The organism is Methylobacterium sp. TK31, assembly GCF_055361545.1.
The window spans coordinates 3,683,369-3,703,845 of record NZ_CM143964.1; the positions used below are offsets into that span (position 1 = coordinate 3,683,369).

Annotated in this window: 18 protein-coding genes; 7 read left to right on the plus strand and 11 right to left on the minus strand. The window is 69.2% G+C overall.

From position 1 onward, the window contains the following. Positions 1-12 precede the first annotated feature (12 nt). Together ACXJY8_RS17100 and ACXJY8_RS17105 are read right to left on the minus strand one after the other, a co-directional pair. Entirely contained in the window at positions 13-372 is a 360-nt protein-coding gene (locus tag ACXJY8_RS17100; protein WP_463771075.1) for a DUF427 domain-containing protein, read from the minus strand. Next, positions 369-1,247, minus strand: a complete 879-nt coding sequence (locus ACXJY8_RS17105) for a methyltransferase domain-containing protein (protein ID WP_463771077.1) — start codon at positions 1,245-1,247, stop codon at positions 369-371. The genes ACXJY8_RS17100 and ACXJY8_RS17105 overlap by 4 nt, the downstream gene beginning before the upstream one ends. Before the next feature lie 118 nt (positions 1,248-1,365). On the opposite strand from ACXJY8_RS17105, the gene ACXJY8_RS17110 reads away from it, so the two are divergent. Together ACXJY8_RS17110 and ACXJY8_RS17115 are read left to right on the plus strand one after the other, a co-directional pair. Beyond that, positions 1,366-1,590 carry a hypothetical protein gene (locus ACXJY8_RS17110; RefSeq protein WP_463771079.1) on the plus strand — a complete coding sequence of 75 codons (225 nt, stop codon included), beginning with the start codon at positions 1,366-1,368 and terminating at the stop codon, positions 1,588-1,590. Between the two features lie 49 nt (positions 1,591-1,639). Then, positions 1,640-2,404, plus strand: a complete 765-nt coding sequence (locus tag ACXJY8_RS17115; RefSeq protein ID WP_463771082.1) for a ComF family protein — start codon at positions 1,640-1,642, stop codon at positions 2,402-2,404. Positions 2,405-2,416: 12 nt separating this feature from the next. Here the strand turns inward: ACXJY8_RS17115 and ACXJY8_RS17120 are convergent, their stop codons facing one another. The 3 genes from ACXJY8_RS17120 to ACXJY8_RS17130 all read right to left on the minus strand — a co-directional run bounded on the left by ACXJY8_RS17120 (position 2,417) and on the right by ACXJY8_RS17130 (position 7,142). Beyond that, positions 2,417-3,673: an MFS transporter gene (locus ACXJY8_RS17120; protein ID WP_463771086.1), complete on the minus strand. Its 1,257-nt coding sequence runs from the start codon at positions 3,671-3,673 to the stop codon at positions 2,417-2,419. 275 nt (positions 3,674-3,948) lie between these two features. Beyond that, positions 3,949-6,699, minus strand: coding sequence for a PAS domain S-box protein (locus ACXJY8_RS17125; protein WP_463771088.1), 2,751 nt, complete (start codon positions 6,697-6,699; stop codon positions 3,949-3,951). A 194-nt stretch (positions 6,700-6,893) separates the two neighbouring features. Next, a complete protein-coding gene (locus tag ACXJY8_RS17130) occupies positions 6,894-7,142 on the minus strand; it encodes a hypothetical protein (RefSeq protein ID WP_463771090.1) in 249 nt (82 codons plus the stop codon). 336 nt (positions 7,143-7,478) lie between these two features. Between ACXJY8_RS17130 and ACXJY8_RS17135 the strand changes: the two genes are divergently transcribed. Further along, positions 7,479-8,402, plus strand: coding sequence for a L,D-transpeptidase (locus ACXJY8_RS17135; protein WP_463771093.1), 924 nt, complete (start codon positions 7,479-7,481; stop codon positions 8,400-8,402). Positions 8,403-8,501: 99 nt separating this feature from the next. Here the strand turns inward: ACXJY8_RS17135 and ACXJY8_RS17140 are convergent, their stop codons facing one another. From ACXJY8_RS17140 to ACXJY8_RS17150, 3 genes are all read right to left on the minus strand, one after another. Next, complete coding sequence (locus ACXJY8_RS17140; RefSeq protein ID WP_463771095.1) at positions 8,502-8,696, minus strand: hypothetical protein; 195 nt, start codon at positions 8,694-8,696, stop codon at positions 8,502-8,504. 182 nt (positions 8,697-8,878) lie between these two features. Then, entirely contained in the window at positions 8,879-9,241 is a 363-nt protein-coding gene (locus ACXJY8_RS17145) for a DUF6481 family protein (protein ID WP_463771097.1), read from the minus strand. Positions 9,242-9,375: 134 nt separating this feature from the next. Continuing rightward, a complete protein-coding gene (locus ACXJY8_RS17150) occupies positions 9,376-9,585 on the minus strand; it encodes a cold-shock protein (protein WP_055947623.1) in 210 nt (69 codons plus the stop codon). Positions 9,586-10,099: 514 nt separating this feature from the next. Here ACXJY8_RS17150 and ACXJY8_RS17155 point away from each other — a divergent pair. Continuing rightward, complete coding sequence (locus tag ACXJY8_RS17155) at positions 10,100-11,026, plus strand: helix-turn-helix domain-containing protein (protein ID WP_463771100.1); 927 nt, start codon at positions 10,100-10,102, stop codon at positions 11,024-11,026. A 218-nt stretch (positions 11,027-11,244) separates the two neighbouring features. On the opposite strand, the gene ACXJY8_RS17160 is transcribed toward ACXJY8_RS17155, so the two are convergent. Next, complete coding sequence (locus ACXJY8_RS17160; protein ID WP_463771102.1) at positions 11,245-12,633, minus strand: AAA family ATPase; 1,389 nt, start codon at positions 12,631-12,633, stop codon at positions 11,245-11,247. A gap of 591 nt (positions 12,634-13,224) precedes the next feature. Further along, on the minus strand, positions 13,225-15,855 hold the full coding sequence (locus ACXJY8_RS17165) for a bifunctional acetate--CoA ligase family protein/GNAT family N-acetyltransferase (protein WP_463771104.1): 2,631 nt from the start codon (positions 15,853-15,855) through the stop codon (positions 13,225-13,227). 167 nt (positions 15,856-16,022) lie between these two features. On the opposite strand from ACXJY8_RS17165, the gene ACXJY8_RS17170 reads away from it, so the two are divergent. The 3 genes from ACXJY8_RS17170 (at position 16,023) to ACXJY8_RS17180 (ending at position 18,932) form a co-directional block, all read left to right on the plus strand. Beyond that, entirely contained in the window at positions 16,023-16,700 is a 678-nt protein-coding gene (locus ACXJY8_RS17170; RefSeq protein WP_463771106.1) for a class II aldolase/adducin family protein, read from the plus strand. Positions 16,701-17,274: 574 nt separating this feature from the next. Further along, positions 17,275-17,772, plus strand: coding sequence for a Ros/MucR family transcriptional regulator (locus ACXJY8_RS17175; protein ID WP_463771108.1), 498 nt, complete (start codon positions 17,275-17,277; stop codon positions 17,770-17,772). Between the two features lie 341 nt (positions 17,773-18,113). Beyond that, entirely contained in the window at positions 18,114-18,932 is an 819-nt protein-coding gene (locus ACXJY8_RS17180; protein WP_463771110.1) for a restriction endonuclease, read from the plus strand. Here ACXJY8_RS17180 and zwf read toward each other — a convergent pair. After that, complete coding sequence (gene zwf, locus ACXJY8_RS17185) at positions 18,912-20,438, minus strand: glucose-6-phosphate dehydrogenase (protein ID WP_463771112.1); 1,527 nt, start codon at positions 20,436-20,438, stop codon at positions 18,912-18,914. The two genes, ACXJY8_RS17180 and zwf, sit on opposite strands and share 21 nt — an antisense overlap. Between the last annotated feature and the right edge of the window lie 39 nt (positions 20,439-20,477).

Consider the following 20,477-nt stretch of genomic DNA (forward strand, 5'->3'; position numbering starts at 1 on the left):
GGACGGGCGCCCTCAGTCCTGTTCGATCGGGTCGATCTTGTCGGGATAGAAGGCGAGGTATCCGGCGATGGCGGCCACCGCAGGATAGGGCGTCTCGTAGCTCCAGACCGCATCCGGCCGGGTGGCCTCCGGCGTCGTCAGCGTGAAGTAGCTGGCATCGCCCTTGTAGGGGCAGTGGCTGCGGCGGGTGCTCGGGGTGAAATGCGCCCAGCGCGCATCGGCCCGCGGGACGTAGAACACGGGCGGATAGTTCGCCTCGGTGAGGACCAGGGCCGCCTCGGTCTCGGCCAGGAGCGTGCCGGCGAGTCGGAGCCGCAGGCGGCCCGAATGCGGCGCGAGGGTGATCGGATGGTCGGGGCCGGGCTGTCTCATGAATCCTGTCCCTCGGGCTTGCGTTCGGTGGTGCCCAGGGCCTCGGCGAGGCGCGTCTGGGCGCTGCCGGGCTTCAGGGGCTTCTGCTGGCTCTCGTGCGGGGCCCAGCCGGAGAGCCACAGGATCTCGAAACTGGCGCGCAGGCGCCCGTCGGGATCGGCGAAGCGCTCGGCGTAGAGGGCGGCGGCCCGCAGGAGCGTGGCGCGGCGCAGGGGGGTGCGGCGGCGGTCGACGAGAACGTTGGTCAGCCCCATGGCGCGCAGGTCGTGCATCAGCGCGAAGGGGTCGCGGTAGCGCACGGTGACGGTCTCGACATCGGTGACCGGCAGGGCGAAGCCGGCCCGCTGCAGCAGGCTGCCCATCTCGCGGACCTCGGCGAAGGGGGCGACCCGCGGGCTGACGCCGCCCTCGACCTCGCTCTCCGCCTGCCCGAAGACCTGGCGCAGCTCCGTCAGGGTCCGGCCGCCGAGGAGACAGCCGATGAACAGCCCGTCGGGTCGCAGGGTCCGGCGCAGCTGCGCCAGGGCGCCGGGCAGGTCGTTGACGTGCTGCAGGGCGAGGAGCGAGACGGCGAGGTCGAACCGGCCCGGTGCCAGCGGCAGGGCCTCGGGGTCGGCCAGCACCGCGCCGGCCTCCGCCCGGGGCGCGAGGCGGGTGAGGTGCCCGACCCGGCCGGAGGCGCGCAGGCGCTGCGCGGCGAGGGCGGACGGGGTGCCGAGGTCGACGGCCTCGGAGAAGGTCCGCAGCACAGCCCCGAGGCGGTCGTCGAGATCGTCGACGACCCGGCGCAGCAGGAAGTCGGCATAGCCGGCCCGGTGGGCACGGGCGAGGCGGCGGCGGGCGAGGCCCGTATCGAACAGCGGTGGCGCGGTCATCACATTCTAGATGGCGCGCCGGAAGCGCGCGCGCCAGCGGCACCGGCGACGGAACGTGATTCCGACCCTCGCTGTTGAGAGCCAGCGATTCGACGATGAATCGAGGAGATCAGACGCCATGAAGTCCATCCTGTTCGGCGCGGCCCTCACCCTCGCGGGGATCAGCCTCGCCACCACCGGGGCCGAGGCCAAGGGTTGCATCAAGGGCGCTCTCGTCGGCGGCCTTGCCGGCCATGTGGCGGGCCATGGCGTGCTGGGCGCCGCGGCGGGCTGCGCCGTAGGCCGCCACCAGGCCAACAAGCGCGACCGCGAGCAGGCCCAGCCGCAGCAGCCGGCCCGCTGATCACAATCACAGATCGCAATGCCGCGATGCGGGTGGTAGGGTGGCCGTCATGGCCCCCGCCGCCCGCGTCGTCTCCCTCGGACTCCGTGCCGCGCTCCGCGGTGCCCTCGCGCTGGTCTACCCGCCGACCTGCCCGGGCTGCGGCGGCGCCATCGCCGATCCGCACGCCCTCTGCGCTCGCTGCTGGTCGGGCCTGCGCCTGATCGAGGAGCCCTGCTGCGCCCGGTTCGGCACGCCCTTCGCGGTCGACCACGGCACCGGCGCGCTGCTCTCCCCGCGGGCCATCGCGGACCCGCCGGTCTTCGGACAGGCCCGGGCGGTGGCGCTCTACGAGGGCGTCGCCCGCGACCTCGTTCACCGCCTGAAATACGAGGATCGCCTGGACCTCGCACCCGTCCTCGCCGGCATGATGGCGGGCGCCGGTGCGGAGCTCCTGTCCCGGGCGGATTGCCTCGTGCCGGTGCCGCTGCACCGCTGGCGGTTGTGGCGGCGCCGCTTCAACCAGGCCGCGCTCCTGGCGCGGCGGGTCGGCCGGATCGCCGGGCGGCCCGCCGAAGCGGCCTATCTCGCCCGCGTGAAGGCGACGCGCCCGCAGGTCGGCCTGAGCCGGGTGGCCCGGGCGACGAACCTCCAGGGGGCCTTCCGGGTGCCGGAGGCGATGCGGCCCCGGCTGCAGGGCCGCCGCATCCTCCTCATCGACGACGTGATGACCACCGGCGCGACGGCCAACGCCGCGGCGCGGGTGCTCCTGCGCGGCGGCGCGGCGGCGGTGGATGTCCTGACCTTCGCGCTGGTGGCCGAGGAGATCGGATGAGCGACCCCTCGCTCAGGCGGTCAGGGGATCGAGGCGTCCCGTCTCGGGACGCTCGGGCGTGGCCGGCGCCAGCACCTTGCCGCGCGGGCCGACCCAGGTGCCGACCCATTTGCGCTGCCAGACCAGCAGGCAGACCAGCACCAGCGCGGCGAAGACGGCATAGCCGACGAAGCCGAGGGCGAAGGAGCCGGTATACTGCTTCGACAGGCCCATCACGTTGGGCAGGATCGCGCCGCCGAGGGCCCCGACCTCGCCGATCATCGAGCCGGCCACCGCCGTGTTGGCGGGCCAGCGCAGGGGCACGAGCTGGAACAGGGCGCCGTTGCCGGCCCCGAGGGCGGCGAAGCACAGCATGAACAGGGCCGTGGTCAGTGCCAGCGAGGGCGAGGCCGTGAGGAGCAGGAACGAGCCCACGGCGGCGAGGAGCACCACCGACAGCACCAGGATGCCGCCGAGCCGGTCGGCGAAATAGCCGCCGACGACGTGGATGCCGGAGCCCATCAGGGCCGCCAGCATGGTCAGACGGCCGGCCTCGACCTTGGTGACGGCGAACTGCTCGTAGAAGAAGGTCGGCAGGAAGTTCGACAGGCCGATGAAGCCGCCGAAGGTGATGATGTAGATGAGGTTGAAGGCCCAGCCGTCCTTCTGGAACAGGCAGGAGACGTGCTCCTTGAAGGACTGGTGCTCGGCGTCCGGCGGCTCCTTGGCGAAGACGATCATCACGATCAGCGGAATCGCCATGACGCAGCCGGCGAAGCCGTAGACGGTCTGCCAGCCATAGGCCTGGGCCAGGGGCGGCGCGAACAGCACGGCGAGCACGGTGCCGGAATTGCCGGCGCCCGCGATGCCCATGGCGAGGCCCTTGTGCTCCTTGGGGAACCAGCCCGAGCCGAGGGACAGGGCGACGCCGAAGGAGGCGCCGGCGATGCCCAGGAGCACGCCCATGGCGAGCACCTCGTCGTAGGTGTTCACGTAGAAGAAGCCGAAGGCCATGGCGACCATGATCACCGTCATCTCGGTGATGGCGGCGTTCTTCCGGCCGATATACTGGGCCAGCACGCCGAGCGGGAAGCGCATGATCGCGCCCGCCAGGATCGGCAGCGAGATCATGAACCCGGTCTGGGCGGGGGTCAGCTTGTAGGTCTCGGTGATGAACGGGCCCATGGCGCCGTTGAGCACCCAGATCGCGAAGCAGAAGTCGAAGTACAGAAAGGCGGCGAACAGGGTCGGGGGATGACCGGATTTCATCACGGTCTTGAAGCTGGCCATGGAGTGCGTCTCGAGGTTCGCGGCCGCGGGGCGGCCGTTCGTGCCAAGGGATCCGGACTCACGCCGTCCGCATGCGGAGCGCCTTTGCTCCGCGCGTCGCCGACCGGCGACGGACCGGGCCAAGCACCGAACGTGCCAGAGATTCGGAACGCGGCGTCCCGGCCGTGCCCGCCCCGGAGGCAGGTCTCCGCCTGCCGAACGCGACGGCATCCGGCTGCCGCGCGAGGCGGCACTGCCTAGAAACGATGCTGAGGACGCGGGTCCGGCGCCGGCCCTCAGCCGTCCGCCTGGAAGGCCGCCAGGGGGGCGGCGATGACGCAGGTGACGCCGTCGACGGGGAAATCGAGGGCGATGGTGCCGCCGACCTGTCCGGCGAGGCCGCGCTCGATGAAGCGCGACCCGAACCCCTTGCGCGTCGGCCGCGTCACCGGCGGGCCGCCGATCTCGGCCCAGGAGAAGGCGAGGCTGGCCTCGCCGGCCTCGTCGCGGACTTCCCAGCGGATCGACACGTGGCCGTTCTCCTCGGAGAGCGCCCCGTACTTGGCGGCGTTGGTGGCGAGTTCGTGGAGCATCAGCGCCAGTGAAAGGGCCGGCTTGGCGCCGATCTCGAGTTCGGGCCCGTCGAGGCGGAAGCGGCCGTCGCGGTCCTCGTGCAGCTTGAGGGCCCCGCGCACCACCGGGCCGATCAGGGTGCTGCCGAGGGCGCCGCCCATCAGCAGGTCGTGGGCCTGGCCCAGGGCGATGAGGCGGCCGGCGAGCACCTCCTTCGCCGTATCGACGTCGACGGCCGTGCGCATGGTCTGGGTCGCGATCGACTGCACCATGGCCAGCAGGTTCTTCATGCGGTGACTGAGTTCGCGGTTGACCAGCTCCTGCTGCTCCTCGGCACGGAGGCGGGCCACGGCGGCGCGGGTGCGGTCGACGACGTTGCGCACGAAGTCGAGGATGTCCGGGCTCCAGTCGCGCCGCTTCGAATCGTGCAGGCAGAACACCGCGACGAGCTGCCCGCGCTCCATCAGCGGCAGGTTGATCACGGTGCGGACGTCGAGGGCGCGGAAGGCCCCGGACCGGTCGGCGGTGCGCGGGTCGGTCTCCACGTCCGCGATGACCACGTCCTGTCCCTGCCGCAGTTCCGGCAGGTAGGAGCCATAATCCGCGTAGTGGTGGCGGCCGACGAGGGTCGCCGCGCCGGCCACGGTCCAGTCGCGGACGATGTCCAGATAGATCCCCGTATCGTCGAGGACGCCGTAGGCGGCGCGGGTCAGCCCGAGGGTGCGGCCCGCGATCTCGGCCGCCACGAAGGCGATTTCGCCGGGGTCCTGCAACTCCCGCAGGCGCTCGCCGAGTTCGACCAGGGCCGCCTGGCGCTCCTCGGCGCGCTTGCGCTCGGTGATGTCCACCGAGGCGCCCGGGAAGCGCAGGGGCGTCCCGTCGGCGGCACGCACCAGGCTGCCGCGGGCGATCACCCAGCGATGGGAGCCGTCCGGCTGGAGGATGCGGTACTCGCAGGCGAATTCCTTGGCGCCCGCGAAGAGGCGGTCGAGTTCCTCCTGGAACCGCGGCATGTCGTCGGGATGGAAGTTGCGGATGTAGTCGGCCAGGGGCACCCCGAGGGCGGCGCGCTCGGGATCGACGGTGTAGATCCGCGCGAAGTTCGGATCGGCGTAGACCACGTCCGCGCGCAGGTCCCAGTCCCAGGTGCCGATCATGCCGGAGGCGTTCAGCGCCAGACTCAGGCGCTCCTCGCTCCGGCGCAGGCGGGTGTTGGCGGCCTTGCGCTCGGTGACGTCGGTGAGGGTCAGGACGGAGCCCTGCACCACGCCGTCCTCCACGATGGGCGCGTTGTTGGTGATGACCTCGATGCGCGATCCGTCCTGGCGGAAGAACGTCGCCTCGCGGTCGCGCAGGGCGACGCCGCTGCGCAGGGAGCGCACGACCTCGCAATCCTCGCGCGGGAACGGCCGGCCGTCGGGATGGTGGTGATGGGCCGTGTCGTGGAGGTTGCGGCCGATCAGGCTGCCGCGCGGCCAGCCCAGCATCGCCTCGGCGGCGGGGTTGGCGAAGGTGACGACGTCGTCCTCGGTCAGGCGGACCACCGCTTCGCTGAGATGGTCGGTGACGGTCTGGAGCAGGGCCGTCTGCTTGCGCAGGGCCTCGTCCGCCTGGCGCTGGGCGGTGCGGTCGCGCAGGATCTTGAGGTAGCCGATCTGGCGGCCCGCGTCGTCCCGCAGCGGCATCATCTCGCCCATGCCCCAGAACCGCGAACCGTCCTTGCGGACGTGCCAGCGCTCGTCGTTGGCCCGGCCGAGCTCGCGGGCGAGGCGCATCTCGTGCTCGGGCACGCCGCGGGTCCGGTCGTCGGCCGTGAAGATGACGTCGGCGGACCGGCCCAGCATCTCGGCTTCGCTCCAGCCGAGGACGCATTCGGCCCCTCCGTTCCAGCTCGTCACCGCGCCGGTGAGATCCACGGCGACGATGCCGTAGTCGATGGCGCTGCCGATGATCGCCGCGTTGTGCCGGTCGGCCGCACGGCGCTCCTTCAGGGCGCGGCGCAGCTCGAGTTCGGTCATTACCCGGCCGGCCAGGGTGCGCAGGATGAAGGCCTGCGCCTCGGTCAGTTCGCGCGGCCTGACGTCGAGCACGCACAGGGTGCCGAGGGCTACCCCCTCCGGCGTGCGCAGGGGCATGCCGGCATAGAAGCGCACGTGCGGCGCGCCGGTGACGAGGGGATTCGCGGCCGTGCGCGGGTCGCGGGTGGTATCGGGAATGACGAAGAGCCCGTCATGCCCCACCGCATGGGCGCAGATCGATTCCGTCAGGGCGGTCTCGGAGCGCGGAAACCCGATGCGGGCCTTGAACCACTGGCGGTCGCCATCCACCAGGGAGACCAGGGAGACCGGCATCTCCAGCAGCCGCGAGGCCAGCGAGACGATGTCCTCGAACGCATCCTCAGGCGCGGTGTCCAGGATATCGTAGCGCGCGAGGGCTTCCGGTCCCGTCTCGGGCGCGTCGCCGGTCCTATTCAATCGTTCCTCCGGCCACACTCCGGCCGATGCGCCTCGCCGACGACCGAGGCCGTCGATCCACGAACCCGATCCACGAACCGACGTCTGGCCCGACCAGCTTTACTCCTGCGCGCGCGATTGTCCTACATTCAACCGCCCGTCGATCATCAATTTCGCGCAACCCGGTTTTGCACGACCTGGATCGCGCCGTGCCTTCACCGGCAGACCGTGACGCTGCGCACGACCCAGCCCTCCTCGCCCTGCCAGAGCTTGCGCCGGGTGCGCTGGCAGACGGGGTTCTCGGGCTCGGTGGACGTCCAGCTCGTCACCGGAGCGGCGGGCTCGGACGGGCGCGCCGTCCGGCTGCGGGCGGCCTGCCCCTCCGCCGGCACCAGGGCGACCAGCAGCAACGCCGCGAGCGCCAGGTGGGGCGCGCGGTTACGGGGACGCGGAGGGACCGGCACGGGTCGCGTTCCATGATTTCGAGAGGAGGGATTTGCGGGTGTCAACCTATGTCGGCACGGCCCGGCGTTTTGCAACCGGCCAACAACCGGATCGCGGCACCGGCCGCCGTTTTTTCGCCGACATGGTGAAAGCGCGCTGCCGGGGTATTCACCTTCGCCTCCGAAAGCATTTCCGAATGGTTTCTGGAGCCCGTGATTGTGCCCGGACTGCATCGCCCGCAAACTTTAGCGCCGCTGCAGGGCTGCCCTACGTCCACATGGCGTGACGGACCTGCTTCGACTTGCTAGGCCCGGGCTTGAACGCCCCTTCTCCGACGACTTCCCGAGCACCGTCCCATGTCCCAGACGACCCGCCGCACGCTTCTTTCCGGGGCGACGACGAGCCTCGCGCTCCTCACCCCCGTCGGGTCCGCCCTCGCGCAGGGGCGTGGCCTCTTCGGCGGCGCCATCGACGGCGACGGTCCCTACGACGACGAGCGCCTCTATCGCGACGAGAACGGGCGGCTCTACCGGCGCCGGGGCGGCCAGTACGTGCCCTATTCCGAGCGTGGCTCCGAGCGTGATCTCGACCCGGTCCGGAGCCAGCGCGGCCGCGCCGCCGTGGCGGACGATCCGGATGCGGATCTCTACGCTCCGCGGCAGGTCCCGCCGGCCTCCGCCCAGCAGGCCGCTCCGGCCAAGCCCGTCGACAACGGCCCGATCGACTTCAACCGCGCCTACGCGGCGATCACCGACGAGCCCTTCCCGGTCTATGCCTTCAACTGGCGCAAGGCGAACCCGTCCTTCCTCCGCCAGGAGGTCGCGTATACGGGCTCGGAGACCCCGGGCACGATCGTGATCGATCCGCGCGCCCACCACCTGTTCCTGGTCCAGCCAAACGGCCGGGCGCGGCGCTACGGTGTCGGCGTCGGCAAGCAGGGCTTCTCGTGGTCCGGCGCCTCGACGGTGAACTCGAAGCAGATGTGGCCGGACTGGTACCCGCCCAAGGAGATGATCGCGCGTACGCCGAAGCTGGCGCGCTCCGTCTCGCAGCTCCAGAGCGGCCTCGGCGTGCCCGGCGGCGCGCACAACCCCCTGGGCGCGCGGGCGCATTATCTGTGGCAGGGCAACAAGGACACCCTCTACCGCATCCACGGCACCCTGGAGCCAGAGTCGATCGGCAAGAGCGTCTCGTCGGGCTGCATCCGGATGATCAACCAAGACGTCATCGACCTCTACGGCCGCGTCGAGATCGGGTCCCGCGTGGTGGTGCTGAGCTGACGCGAACGGCCTCCCCCCTCATGCCCGAGAGGGAAGGCCGCGGCCTTCCGATCGCAGTGGAGCGTGCGCTCCGCGCCGGGCGCGCGGAGCCGCCGCCGCTCAGGCCTCGGTGATCTCGCCCTCGCGCACAGCACGCTCGCTGCTGCCGGACTTGATGCGGTAGAACGGCTCTCCGGTCTGGTCTTCGGGAACGAGGCGGACGATCTCGAACACGTCCGTGATGTCGGACTTCGGGGCGGTGTAGCCGATCTGGGCGCGGCGCACGCGCTGGCCGATCTTGAACTTGTGGGACATGGTGGTTGTCTCCTCGGTGGAGGTCCGGCGGACGGACGTCGCGCCGAGGCTGGTTCCGCCGGTGCCGGCGGTTCCGATGATGCGGGCCCGTCCCGTGGGACGCGCCGTCGCACGGATGCGCACCGAACCCGCCGCGGCGTCGCGGCATCCCGGCGACGGACGAGGTCAGCGACGCACGGCGCTCAGCGGCGGGCCTTGGCCTTGCGGGCGGCGTAGCGGGCGTCGCGCTGGGCTTTCTGCTCCAGGCGGGCGGCAGCGGCCTGGGCCACCCTCTCCTCGGCGGCGCGAATTTCCTCGGCAGCCTGGCGCTCGCGGTCGGCCTCGGCCTCGGCGGCACGCTGAGCCTCGGCCTCGAGCCGGGCCTGCTCGCGGGCCGCCACGCGGATCTCGCGCTCCCGGGCGATCTGGGCCCGCTCTGCCTTGCGGGCGAGCACGACCGGATCATCCGCCGCCGGTCGGTCGCGGAAGCGGGCCAGCGCTGCGGCGCGGGCTTCGGTCGCGGCCTTGAGGCGGTCGGTCATCGAGTTCGGGTTGAATTGGCTCACACAGGATCCTGTCATGCGGGAGGCCGCCATCGGCGCGCTCCCCTGGAATCGGGTCTCAGAACACAAGCAAGCCGCCTCCCATCCGGGAAGCGGCTCTCGAAACAGGTCGGGCCCCACGCGGGAGCCCGCCATGATCAGACGGTCTGGAGGCTGCCGGCGGACTGCTTGCCGCTGCGCTTGTCGGTTTCCATCTCGTAGGAGACCTTCTGGCCTTCCGCGAGGCCGCGCATGCCGGCGCGCTCGACGGCCGAGATGTGCACGAACACGTCGCTTCCGCCGTTATCCGGCTGGATGAAACCGAAACCCTTAGTCTCGTTGAACCACTTAACAGTACCGACAGCCATCGTATTCCTTTGCCCTTGCGGGCTTCATCTACCGGAGGTCCACGCGATCATGCGCGGCCGTCTCCGTCATCAACACGAAACATAAGAATCTGGCGCGCGATTTCATCACGAAACCGCGCCACCGGGGTTCTGCCGTTGAGTTGATATTTCATCTGTACGCGCTCAGCGGCCGATTAGCAAATCGAAAGTCAAATCAGGCGCCGCAATTTCCGAGATTCGACGGAAAAAACAGCTGTGGCGACGGGTTCGGATTCGTTATTTCCGCCCGTGATCATGCTCGAAAGTCGAGCAATATCAGCTCCCCGTTCCCGTTCTCCGGCCGCGCCGACGGGGTAGCGTCGGCGCATCGATCCCGCGATCGCGGCGGAACCGGACGACGCCGATATCCTTAATGATTTCGACCCCACGCCCCATCGTCGTGAACCCGGCCTTGCACGCATCGCTCTTGGACCAACAGGCTGCGGCCGGGACGTTCCCCCTGCGGCGGGTGCATTTCTCCAGCCGCGACTACCCCGTGGAAGACGCTGCGCAGGTCTACCAGCTGATGTTCGCCAGCTCGGCCCTGGTGACGCCCTTGGTCGAGCCGTTCCACGTGGAGATTTCCAGCTTCTGGTCCGAGCACCTGCGGTTTCATTTCATGGACGGCGTTCCGTTCGTCTTTCATCGGCCGGCGCAGAAGCTCGGTTACGACGGCCTCGACGGCATCGTCCTGCAGCATGTCGAGACCGGCGACATCATCGGCAATTTCGACGGCCGGGAGGTACGGACCGGACCCGGCTCGGTCTACGTGATCGATTTCTCCCGCCCGACGATCATCCGCGACGCCCAGGGCATTCCGCGCCAGCGGCGAAACTTCGTCGGCATGCCGCGCGCCTTCGCCCGGCGCTGGTTCGGTCCGCTGGATCGCATCCACGGCCTCGTCATCCCACCCGACGTCGCCTCCTCCTACACCACGCACCTGCTGCGGATGCGCGAGCGCCTGCCGCACCTGTCCGCCCTCGATGCCGAGACCGTGGCCCAGACCGCGACGCTGATGGCCCAGGCCGTCACCACCGCCCTCGGGCACGGCACCTCGCTCAGCGATCCGGCCCGGTTGTTCCAGAAGGCCTGCCTCTATATCGAGGCGAATCTCCGCAATCCGAACCTGAGCGCGGCCGAGGTGGCACGCAGCATCGGCGCCTCCCGCTCGAAGCTGTTCGCGGTGTTCCAGACGGTGGGCGGGGTCGAGTCCTTCATCCGCTCGCTCCGCCTCGAGCGGATCCGGGCGGCCCTCAGCGCACCGGCCCAGCCGCACCCGATCGCGGTGCTGGCCGAGGAAGTCGGGTTCCGGAGTGCGGCCCAGCTCAGCCGCCTGTTCCGGCAGCATTACGGGATGACTCCGTCGCAGTTCAGCGCCAGCGCCGATCCCGGCGGAGTCCGGCGGATCGCCGGGAAGGCGTGAAGCGAATTTCAGGGTCTGCTCTGAACCAAAGCAACGCCCGCTCACCGGTGCGGACGAATGCCAAATGAGAGATTCGCCCTATCCGCTTCAGGAAACTAAAAATTTGATCGGAGCTGTATATGTGCGCCAAACATACAACTCCTGAGAGATTTCTTCCGATTACGACCTCGCTCGATATCCTGTTCCTCTACCGGCAGCGAGACGCTGGGCGAATGGCACTACAGATCCTCGCCACACCCATCGAAGGCTGGCGCCTTTCTGCCATCTCGGCGCGGTGCCGTATCGGGGAGTCCGATGATCCGGCGACCGATCCGAGCGTCGGCTTGGGTGGCCTCACCGAGGACCAGGGCGACCTCTTCGCAGCTGATCCTGTTGCCCTTGCCACCCGCCAAAGCGGTTTGAGCGAGGCGGCGAACCATCTCCTTCACGAAGGCTGCGCTTGCCCCTTCCAACCGCACCACGAAGTCATCGATCGCCCCCTCCTCGAAAGCGAGCGCCGAACCGTACAGAGCAACGAGGCGTCCCCTGCATAGGGGGTCGGGATTGGCAATCTCGATCGCTTCGTCCACGCGCCCCGGTCGGGAGGCCAGCGCCTCCTCGATGTCATCGGGCCGGTTGGTCGTCAGGATGAACAGCACGTCGGCATCATCGCGCAGACCATCCATCTCGTTGAGTAACCGGTTGAGCAGGACTTCCGTGTTCGGGCTGTTCATGCCCTCGCGAGAACGCCCCACGAGGTCGACGTCTTCCAGAACGACGATGCTCGGCTGCAAGGTTCTGGCGAGCAGCATATACTGGGTGAGGTTCCTTACCTCTTCTGCGGTGATCAGCACCGTGGTGCGTTCGGGCAGGTTGGACGCGATATAGCGAATGACATGGGTCTTGCCGGTGCCGGGTGGGCCATAGAGCAGCAAGCCTTTGCGGGTGGATTGACCGAGTTTGTTCAGCTCCTTGCGATGACGATCAAACTCGAAGACGTGACGGTCGAGTCGAGCCATCGTTGCATCATCAAGGACGACGGCATCGCGGGTGACGGGCGGCAGCTTATGGACCTGCATGGCGGCACGCATGCCGGAGTAACCAGAGGCTGCTTCAAAGGAGAGGACTTTCCCGCGGTAGAGCGTCGATGTCGCGCCAGCCGCTTGGACGGAGGTGAGAAAGCTGCGCGAGAACGCAATCGAGGCGGGATCGGACAGCGTCGCAATTTCAACTTGGGCGAACGACCCCATCAAAGGCTTGGTGTACTGCGACAGCAAGACGGCAATCGGGCGATCTTCCACCTGAAACAACCATAGCCCGTTGTTCAGAGCGGCGAAGGTTTCTGCCTCTCCGACGTCCATGTCCTGATACTGAAGCGGCGTGACAGCGACCTCGAACTGCCCACCGCGAACCAGGAGGCTCGAGATCGTGAGCGGGAGTTGGTCGTAGAGCTGATGAACACCCACCAAGATAGGCGCGAATGGGGCTGTCAGCGCGGTCGTAGCCGCCTGAAGGTCGGGAAGGAGGTGAGCGCCGAACTGACGCCGCGAACTGGCGATCCCATTGATCCGCTCAGCGCCGAAATGGGCGACCAGTGCTTCCCAAGCGAGATTGAAATGCTTCGACATCGATCCTGCTCTCGAACGGCGCCGTAGCCACCGATTGGCTAAGAGCCTCACTGAGCATGTGTCTTGAGCGGACAAAATTCACACCAATACGAAGTAGAATAAATTATTCCTTATGATTTTCGACTAATTTTAATATAAATGGTAAACTTCGATTGCCATGATGCAATATAGCTATCCGTCGAAGGGCGCGACTGTTTTGCCGGCGCGGTATCGACCCTGTCGTATCCACCTGTGAGCCTGTTCGAGCCGCGAGGATGTAAACCGAACCAAAGCGTTGCGAGCGCTATGACCGTGTGATTCAAGACCGCCATTCGCAGCACGGCGGCCGCGACGACGGATCTGTTCCGGCTCTCGGACGCACAGTCCACGGCGATCTGGACGGTGCCCGGCGCCCTGCATGCATAGCCGAATGGCATATCGGCGGCGCAATCGGATCGAACGCTGGTCCGGCCGTCTCAAGAATTGGCGCCGCGTCGCGACCCGCTAGGATCGCTTGTCCTGCAACAATCTGGCCGCCCTCGCGCTCGTCTCCTGTGTCATCGCATGGACCTGTATGGGCCCCCCACTGGGAAAACGGACCGGGCGGATGCGCTACAAGGCGAGCGAGACCTTGATCACGCCGCCATCCTCCTTGTCCGGCCGGGCGGTGAAGCCGAGCTGGCGGCAGACCGCGAGCATGGGCCGGTTCTCGCGCAGCACCGTCCCCTCCACCCGGGAGAGCCCCTCGATGCGGGCCCAGTCGATCATCAGACTCATCAGGGCATGGCCGAGGCCGGTACCCTTGCGGTCGCCTTGGATCAGGATCGCGTATTCGCCGCTCTCGTGATTGGCATCGGCGTGGAGCCGCACGGCGCCGAGCATCGTCCCGGTGGCGGCATCGATGGCCACGAAGGCGATGGCGCGGGCGTAGTCGAGCTGGGTGAGCTTGGCGAGGAAGGCGTGGTTGAAGTCCCGCACCGGCGCGAAGAAGCGCAGGCGCAGGTCCTCGGCGCTGACCGATTGGAAGAAGGTGAGGAACAGGGACTCGTCCTCCGGCCGCACCGGGCGCACCGTGATGGTCTCGCCTCGGAGATGGAGGGTGCGTTCCCACTCCACCGGATAGGGCCGGATCGCGAAGCGCGGATGGTAGGTGCCCCGGGCCCGCCGGCCGGTCGCGGCTTCGGGCGCCACCATCACGCGGGCATCGAGGGCGAGCGCGCCGGTCTCGTCCGCCAGGAGGGGGTTGATGTCGAGCTCGCGCACCTCGGGGCAGTCGGCCGCGAGCTGCGCCAGCTTCACGAGGACCAGGGCGACCGCGTGCCGGTTCACTGCCGGAACGTCGCGGTAGGCCGCGAGGCGCCGGGCGACGCGGGTGCGGTCGATCAACTCGGAGGCGAGGCGAAGGTCGAGGGGCGGCAGGCCGAGGGCCCGGTCGTCGATGACCTCCACCGCGGTGCCGCCGCGCCCGAACACCACCACGGGCCCGAAGGTCGGGTCCTCGGCGAGCCCCGCGATCAGCTCGCGCTGCTTGCCGCGCCGGATCATGGGCTGGACCGCGAAACCGGTGATCCGCGCCTCCGGCGCCAGCCGGCGGGCCCGTGCCAGGATGTCGGCCGCCGCTGCGCGTACGTCGGCCTCGCTGGTGAGGTCGAGGCGCACGCCACCGATGTCCGACTTGTGCACGATGTCCGGCGAGACGACCTTGAGGGCCACCGCACCCCCCTGGGCGATGACGGGCCAAGCGGCCGTCGCGGCGGCATCGATGTCGGGGGCGAGCGTCAGGGGCACGCTGTCGATGCGGTAGGCGGCGAGGAGGTCGGCCACCGCCACCGGATCGAGCCAGGTCTGGCCCTCGGCCACCGCCCGCGCGACCAAGGCACGGGCCGCCTCGACATCCGGCGAGAAGTCGCGCGGCAGCGAATCCGGCGTGCGCATCAGGTCGTCCTGCGCCTCGCGATAGCGCACGAGGTGCAGGAAACCCTCGACGGCCGCGTCGTCGGTGGAGAAGCGCGGGATGCCGGCGGCGGCCAGACGGCCGACGGCCTCAGTCTCCTCGCCGATCGTAACGGCGAAGACCGGCTTCTTGCGTGCGCCGGTGCGGCGGACCCGGGTGACGGTGTCGGCGATCGCGGCGGCGACCTCGGTGCCGTCCGAGCGCGCCGTCGGCACGTGCACGGCCAGGACCGCGTCGTTGCCGGGGTCCGCCAGCAGCGGGGCGAGGGCCTCGGCATAGTGCGTCGGTCCGGCGGCGACCCCGAGATCCACGGGGTTGCCGAGCGTGCCGGCCGCCGCCAGGGTGCCGCCGCGATCGGCGAGCCGGTCGGCCGCCAGGGCACCGATGCCGCGCCCGTTGCCGAGGATCGCGAGGCGGTGACCCGGGAAGGGACGCTGGCGCCCGAGGGTCTCGACGGCGGAGAACATCGCATCCAGGCTCTCGACCGAGAGCAGGCCGGCGCGCCGGAAGGCGGCCTCGTAGACCGTATCGGGCCGGGCGAGCGCGCCCGTATGGGTTGCGGCGTGCCGGGTCGGCGCCCGGTACCGCCCCGCCCGCAGGACCACCACCGGCTTGGCGCGCGCAGCGGCCCGCGCCGCCGACATGAACTTGCGCGCATCCACCACCGCGTCGAGGGAGAGCAGGATCGCCCGGGTCCGCAGATCGGCGGCGAAATGGTCGAGGCAGTCCGCCACGTCGATATCGCAGGCGATGCCGAGGGAGAGCACCGCCGAGAAGCCGACGTCCCGGCGCGCCGCCCATTCGACGATCCCGGCGGCGACCGTGCCCGATTGCGAGACCAGGGCCAGGTCACCGACCTTCGGCGCCCGGGCGAGAAGGCTCGCATCGAGATGGGCGCCCGGAACGGACAAACCGATGCTGCCGGGCCCGAGGAGGCGCAGGCCATGGCGGCGGGCCTCCGCCCGGGCCGCTTCGCAGACGGTGTCGCTGACGTCCGGCGTCAGGATGACGGCGCTGGCCGCGCCGCGCGCACCGGCCTGCGCGACCCCGTCGGGAATCTCCGCAGCGGGCGTCGCCAGGACCACGAGGTCCGGCGCCTCCGGCAGATCGGCGAAGCCCGGGAGCATTCCGGCGGCCGTGTCCGGACCGAGCCGGTGGATCGGCCCGGAAAAGCCGCCGCGGTGCAGATTGGCCAGGACAGCCTCGGCGAGCCCGTCCAGCCCCGACCCGAGGCCGGCCAGGGCGATCACGCGCGGGGCAACCAGCGCCTCGAAGCGGTACGTACTCATCGGCCGAACGCCTCAGCTCGGGTGACGGGGCAGCCGCCCCTCGACCAGTCCGTGCGCCTGGGGACCGCGGCACGGCAGACCGGTCCGGACGACGAGCGCGCCCGGCAGGCGGTGTTATAGACCGCCTGCGCCCGACCGGTAGGGCGTTCGCTCCCAGGAGACCCCACATGGCGAAGCCCCCCTCCCCTCCCGGATCCGCGGATGCGGCGGCCCGCGCCGGCATCGTCGCCACGATGCGCGACCTCATCGCCCTCGGCCTGAGCCAGGGCACCTCCGGCAACGTGTCCGTGCGGGCGGGCGCCGGCCTCCTCGTCACGCCGTCGGGCATCCCGGCCGAGACCCTGGAACCGGCGGACATCGTGGCGATGGGATTTGACGGCAGCCACGCCCATCCCCTCGCCCCGTCCTCCGAGTGGCGCTTCCACCGGGACATCCTCGCGGCGCGACCGGAGATCAATGCGGTCGTCCACGCGCACCCGACCCACTGCACCGCCTTCGCGATGTGCGGGAAGGACATCCCTGCGGTGCATTACATGATCGCGGCGGCCGGCGGACCGACCGTGCGCTGCGCGCCCTACGCCCCCTACGGCACCGAAGCCCTGTCGGAAGCGGCCGTCGCGGCCCTGGACGGGCGAACGGCCTGCCTCCTGGCGAATCACGGGATGATCGCCATCGGACCGGACCTGCCGAAGGCTCTCTGGCTGGCGGTCGAGGTCGAAGCCCTGTGCCGACAATACGCCGTGGCGCTTCAGGTCGGAACGCCTGCCGTGCTGCCGGACGACGAGATCTGGCGAACGGTGGAGCGATTCAAGTCTTACGGTCCGCGCAACCGGACGGATGGGTAGATTTGGCCGACAGCGACCTGAGCGCGTGCTGAAATCGGCCGTCGGGGCCATTCGAGATTGATCTACGTAAAAATTTTCGGGGGAATGCGGGCGGGAACGCATCGCATCCACAGCCTGCGCGCGCATAAATGTGAACGGATTTTGTATTCAAGAGCTATTTTAGCTCTTGGTGCGATCTTGCTGGATATTCGCTCAATAGAGCCTCTTTAGCTCCTGAGTTTTTGCAAGAATGATCTTTGGGAGATCATTCTACTGCGAGCAAGAAATTATTTCTCCAATTCGTCATCATAATCCCGCAGGCACTAGAGATGCCAGCGCTGAGCGCCTGTGCAGGAACGGGGAAAATCCTGCAAATTTAGGCCGGATTTCCGGAATGGCAGTCGCGGCTGGTCTATTCCAGTCCACCAAACATTAACCGAACGCGATCTATACGAGACCTGCTTGCGCTCTTGCGTTTTTCTTGTCTTCATCATAGCTAGCAGCAAGTCACAACAGTGACGTCACCTTACAAACCTCCCAAACGGCGGGTCGCCTCGGGGATGGCGGTATTCAGAACACAAAGAGAGATTCAGAGATGAGCGCTGAGAACGGAATCCTGCCGGACTACATCGAACTCGCGGCAGACATCGTATCCGCGTTTGTGAGCAACAATTCGGTTCCGATCGCAGACCTACCGGCGCTGATCGGGTCGGTTCACGCCACCCTCGGCAAGCTGAATCAGGTCGGCACCGAGGAGAAGGCGGAACCGCTGACCCCGGCCGTGTCCGTCAAGCGCTCGATTACGCCGGATTACATCGTCTGCCTGGAAGACGGTAAGAAGTTCAAGTCGCTGAAGCGCCACTTGCGCACGCGTTACGAGATGACGCCCGAGCAGTACCGCACCAAGTGGAGCCTTCCGAGCGACTATCCGATGGTCGCTCCGAACTACGCCGCGGCCCGCTCGGAACTGGCCAAGAACATGGGCCTCGGCCAGCAACGCCGGAAGCAGGAGACCGCCCCCACCGCCGAGATCGAGGCCAAGGCCGCATCGGCCCCGCGCGGACGCCGTCCCCGCGTCGTCGCCCAGGCCTGAGGCCCGGACCGGGTCGGGGTCAGACTGATGAATGGGCCGGGGCCGAGCGCCCAGGCCCTTTCAGCGGTCTTATCCACAGGCTGTCGACGGCTCTTGCACAGACCTTCCGTCCTCCGACGAATGCTGTGGCGCCCACAGATCAGGCCGGTCTTCGGAGCGACAGCCCCCCGATTGTCCAGATTTCGCCCCGTTCAATCCCAGCAACGTCGAGCCGGGGCGCGGGTGGCGGTGGCCCCGCAGTCGTCCCGCGTTAGAGATCGCGCAACCCGCCGCTGCCACGGTGGCGCCCGACGATGCCGGCGGTCGGACGATCGCGGCGCCCCTCGGGTTGGGACCACCGCATGTCGGGCCGATCGCGCCTCGTGGCGCGCCTGTTCTGGACTTCCGTGATCGGAGGCGGCTGCGCCCTGTGGTTCGGGCAACCCGGCGCCATCGGCGCTGGCCTCGCGCTCGCCGGCCTCGTCCTGCACCATCTCGACCGGCCCCGGCGCCTGCGTCGCCTGATCCGCAGGATCGCGCGGCCGCATGCGGCGACCTTGGCCCTACGGCGACGCCAGGAATGCTTCGTCGACGCCTACGGCAACCTGATCAACGACGGCTGGGAGCGCGAGCGCGCCTATTTCGCCGGGCGCACCGTGGTGCCTCAACTTGAGGCGCGCGGTCACGGCGAGGCGATCGACGGGGCCTGGGACGACATCCTCGCCATCATCGAGCGCGTGGCCGATGCCGTGCGCCTTCCGGATGAGAGCGAGGCGCCCGAGGAGGGCATCGCCTACGAGCGCTACTGCGCGGAGCGCCTGCGGGAGGCGGGCTGGAACGCCCGCGCGACCCAGGCCAGCGGCGACCAGGGCGCCGACATCGTGGCCGAGCGGGCCGGGACGCGCCTCGTGGTCCAGTGCAAGCGCTACGCCCGGCCGGTGGGCAACGGCGCCGTCCAGGAGATCGCCGCGGCGATGCGCTACTGGTCGGGCGACATGGCCGCGGTGGTCTCCAATGCGGGATTCACGCCGGCGGCGCGCAAGCTCGCCGCCGCGACCGGCGTCCTGCTGCTGCATCACGATGCCCTGGCCGAGTTGCAGCCGCGGCCGCCGGTCGTCTCCGCGACGGGCGGCCGGCGGCGACCGACCCGTCCGCCGCGCTCATCCCTCGCCGAGCGGTAGCCAGCGATGGCCCTGCGCGGCCAGCAGAGCGGTGGCGCCCTCCGGTCCGTCGCTGCCGGCGGCATAGGGCTCCACGAGGGCGTCGGCCCAGGCCTCGAGCAGCGGATCGACAACCGCCCAGGCCGCCTCGATGCTGTCGGCGCGCTGGAACAGGGTCGCGTCGCCGGTGAGGCAATCGTAGAGCAGCGTCTCGTAGCCGACGCTCGGCGTCTCGCGGAAGAAGTCGCCGTAATCGAAGGCCGCGGTGACCCGTCCGAGATCCAGGCGCGGCCCGGGCCGCTTGGCATTCATGACGATGTCCATGCCCTGCTCGGGATCGATGCGGAAGCGCAGGACATCGGGCGTCACGGGCGCGTCGGGGGTCGCGAAGGGCGATGCGGCGGGGGGCCGGACGTGGAGCGCGATCTCGGTGACGCGGTCGGTCATCCGCTTGCCGGTGCGCAGGTAGAATGGAACGTCCTTCCAGCGCGGGTTGTCGATGGCCAGCTTCAGGGCGACGTAGGTCTCGGTGCGGGACTCCTTCGAGACGTTCGGCTCGTCGCGATAAGCCGGCACCGCATGCCCGTGCTCCTGGCCGGCGCCGTACTGGCCGCGCACCGCCTCGGCGGGCTGGACCGGCCGAACCGCCTGGATCAGGCGGGCCTTCGCGTCCCGGACATCCTCGGCGTCGAGGCTCCTGGGCGGCTCCATCGCCACCATGCAGAGCAGCTGGAACAGGTGATTCGGCACCATGTCGCGCAGCGCTCCGGTGGGCTCGTAGAAGGCGCCGCGCGCCTCCACGCCGATGGTCTCCGCGGCGGTGATCTCGACATGGTCGATGTGATCGCGGTGCCAGACCGGGCCGAGCAGGCCGTTGGCGAAGCGGATCGCCAGGATGCTCTGCACCGTTTCCTTGCCGAGGAAATGGTCGATGCGGAAGAACTGGCTCTCGGTGCCCTGCTTGAGGATGCGCGCATTGAGCGCCCGCGCCGAGGCGAGGTCGCTGCCGAACGGCTTCTCGATGACCACCCGGCGGAACGCGCCCTCCGCTTCCTTCAGGAGGCCCGCCTGACCCAGGGCGTCGACGATCGGCCCGAAGAAGCGGGCCGAGACTGCGAGGTAGAAGATCGCATTGCCGGACACCGCCTGGGCGAGGCCGGAAAAAGTCTCGGCGGCGGTGAAATCGCCTTGGCGGAAGTGCAGGCGCTCGCGGACGAAGCCCCAGGCTCGGGGATCGATGCGCTCCGGGTGGAATTCCGAGGTGCGGTCCGTGGTGAAGGACTGCATCGTCTTCGAGAGGTCGTCGCGCCAGCCCTCGTCGGTGTTGGCGTTGTGGTCGACGCCGACGATGCGGAAGCCCAGATCGAGGAGGCCGCCGGCCGCGAGGTTGTAGAGGGCCGGCATCAGAAGCCGCTTGGTAAGGTCGCCGCCGGCCCCGAAGATCACCAGGGTGCAGGGGGGCGCCGCCGGAACCGCTCCCTGATCGGGTGTCGGGTCGGGTGTTTTGGCGGGGGGTGTCTGGTCCATGGCCCACGGCCTCCACTCGCGGCTGCGGCGCGGCGCGCC

Bases quoted from the DNA above. Each gene is read 5' to 3' on its own strand.
- ACXJY8_RS17100 (WP_463771075.1), bottom strand. From the start codon at position 372: ATGAGACAGCCCGGCCCCGACCATCCGATCACCCTCGCGCCGCATTCG.
- ACXJY8_RS17140 (WP_463771095.1), bottom strand. From the start codon at position 8,696: ATGTCCCACAAGTTCAAGATCGGCCAGCGCGTGCGCCGCGCCCAGATC.
- ACXJY8_RS17175 (WP_463771108.1), top strand. From the start codon at position 17,275: ATGAGCGCTGAGAACGGAATCCTGCCGGACTACATCGAACTCGCGGCA.
- ACXJY8_RS17110 (WP_463771079.1), top strand. From the start codon at position 1,366: ATGAAGTCCATCCTGTTCGGCGCGGCCCTCACCCTCGCGGGGATCAGC.
- ACXJY8_RS17165 (WP_463771104.1), bottom strand. From the start codon at position 15,855: ATGAGTACGTACCGCTTCGAGGCGCTGGTTGCCCCGCGCGTGATCGCC.
- ACXJY8_RS17150 (WP_055947623.1), bottom strand. From the start codon at position 9,585: ATGGCTGTCGGTACTGTTAAGTGGTTCAACGAGACTAAGGGTTTCGGT.
- ACXJY8_RS17160 (WP_463771102.1), bottom strand. From the start codon at position 12,633: ATGTCGAAGCATTTCAATCTCGCTTGGGAAGCACTGGTCGCCCATTTC.
- ACXJY8_RS17180 (WP_463771110.1), top strand. From the start codon at position 18,114: ATGTCGGGCCGATCGCGCCTCGTGGCGCGCCTGTTCTGGACTTCCGTG.
- ACXJY8_RS17120 (WP_463771086.1), bottom strand. From the start codon at position 3,673: ATGGCCAGCTTCAAGACCGTGATGAAATCCGGTCATCCCCCGACCCTG.
- ACXJY8_RS17105 (WP_463771077.1), bottom strand. From the start codon at position 1,247: ATGACCGCGCCACCGCTGTTCGATACGGGCCTCGCCCGCCGCCGCCTC.
- zwf (WP_463771112.1), bottom strand. From the start codon at position 20,438: ATGGACCAGACACCCCCCGCCAAAACACCCGACCCGACACCCGATCAG.
- ACXJY8_RS17135 (WP_463771093.1), top strand. From the start codon at position 7,479: ATGTCCCAGACGACCCGCCGCACGCTTCTTTCCGGGGCGACGACGAGC.
- ACXJY8_RS17115 (WP_463771082.1), top strand. From the start codon at position 1,640: ATGGCCCCCGCCGCCCGCGTCGTCTCCCTCGGACTCCGTGCCGCGCTC.
- ACXJY8_RS17170 (WP_463771106.1), top strand. From the start codon at position 16,023: ATGGCGAAGCCCCCCTCCCCTCCCGGATCCGCGGATGCGGCGGCCCGC.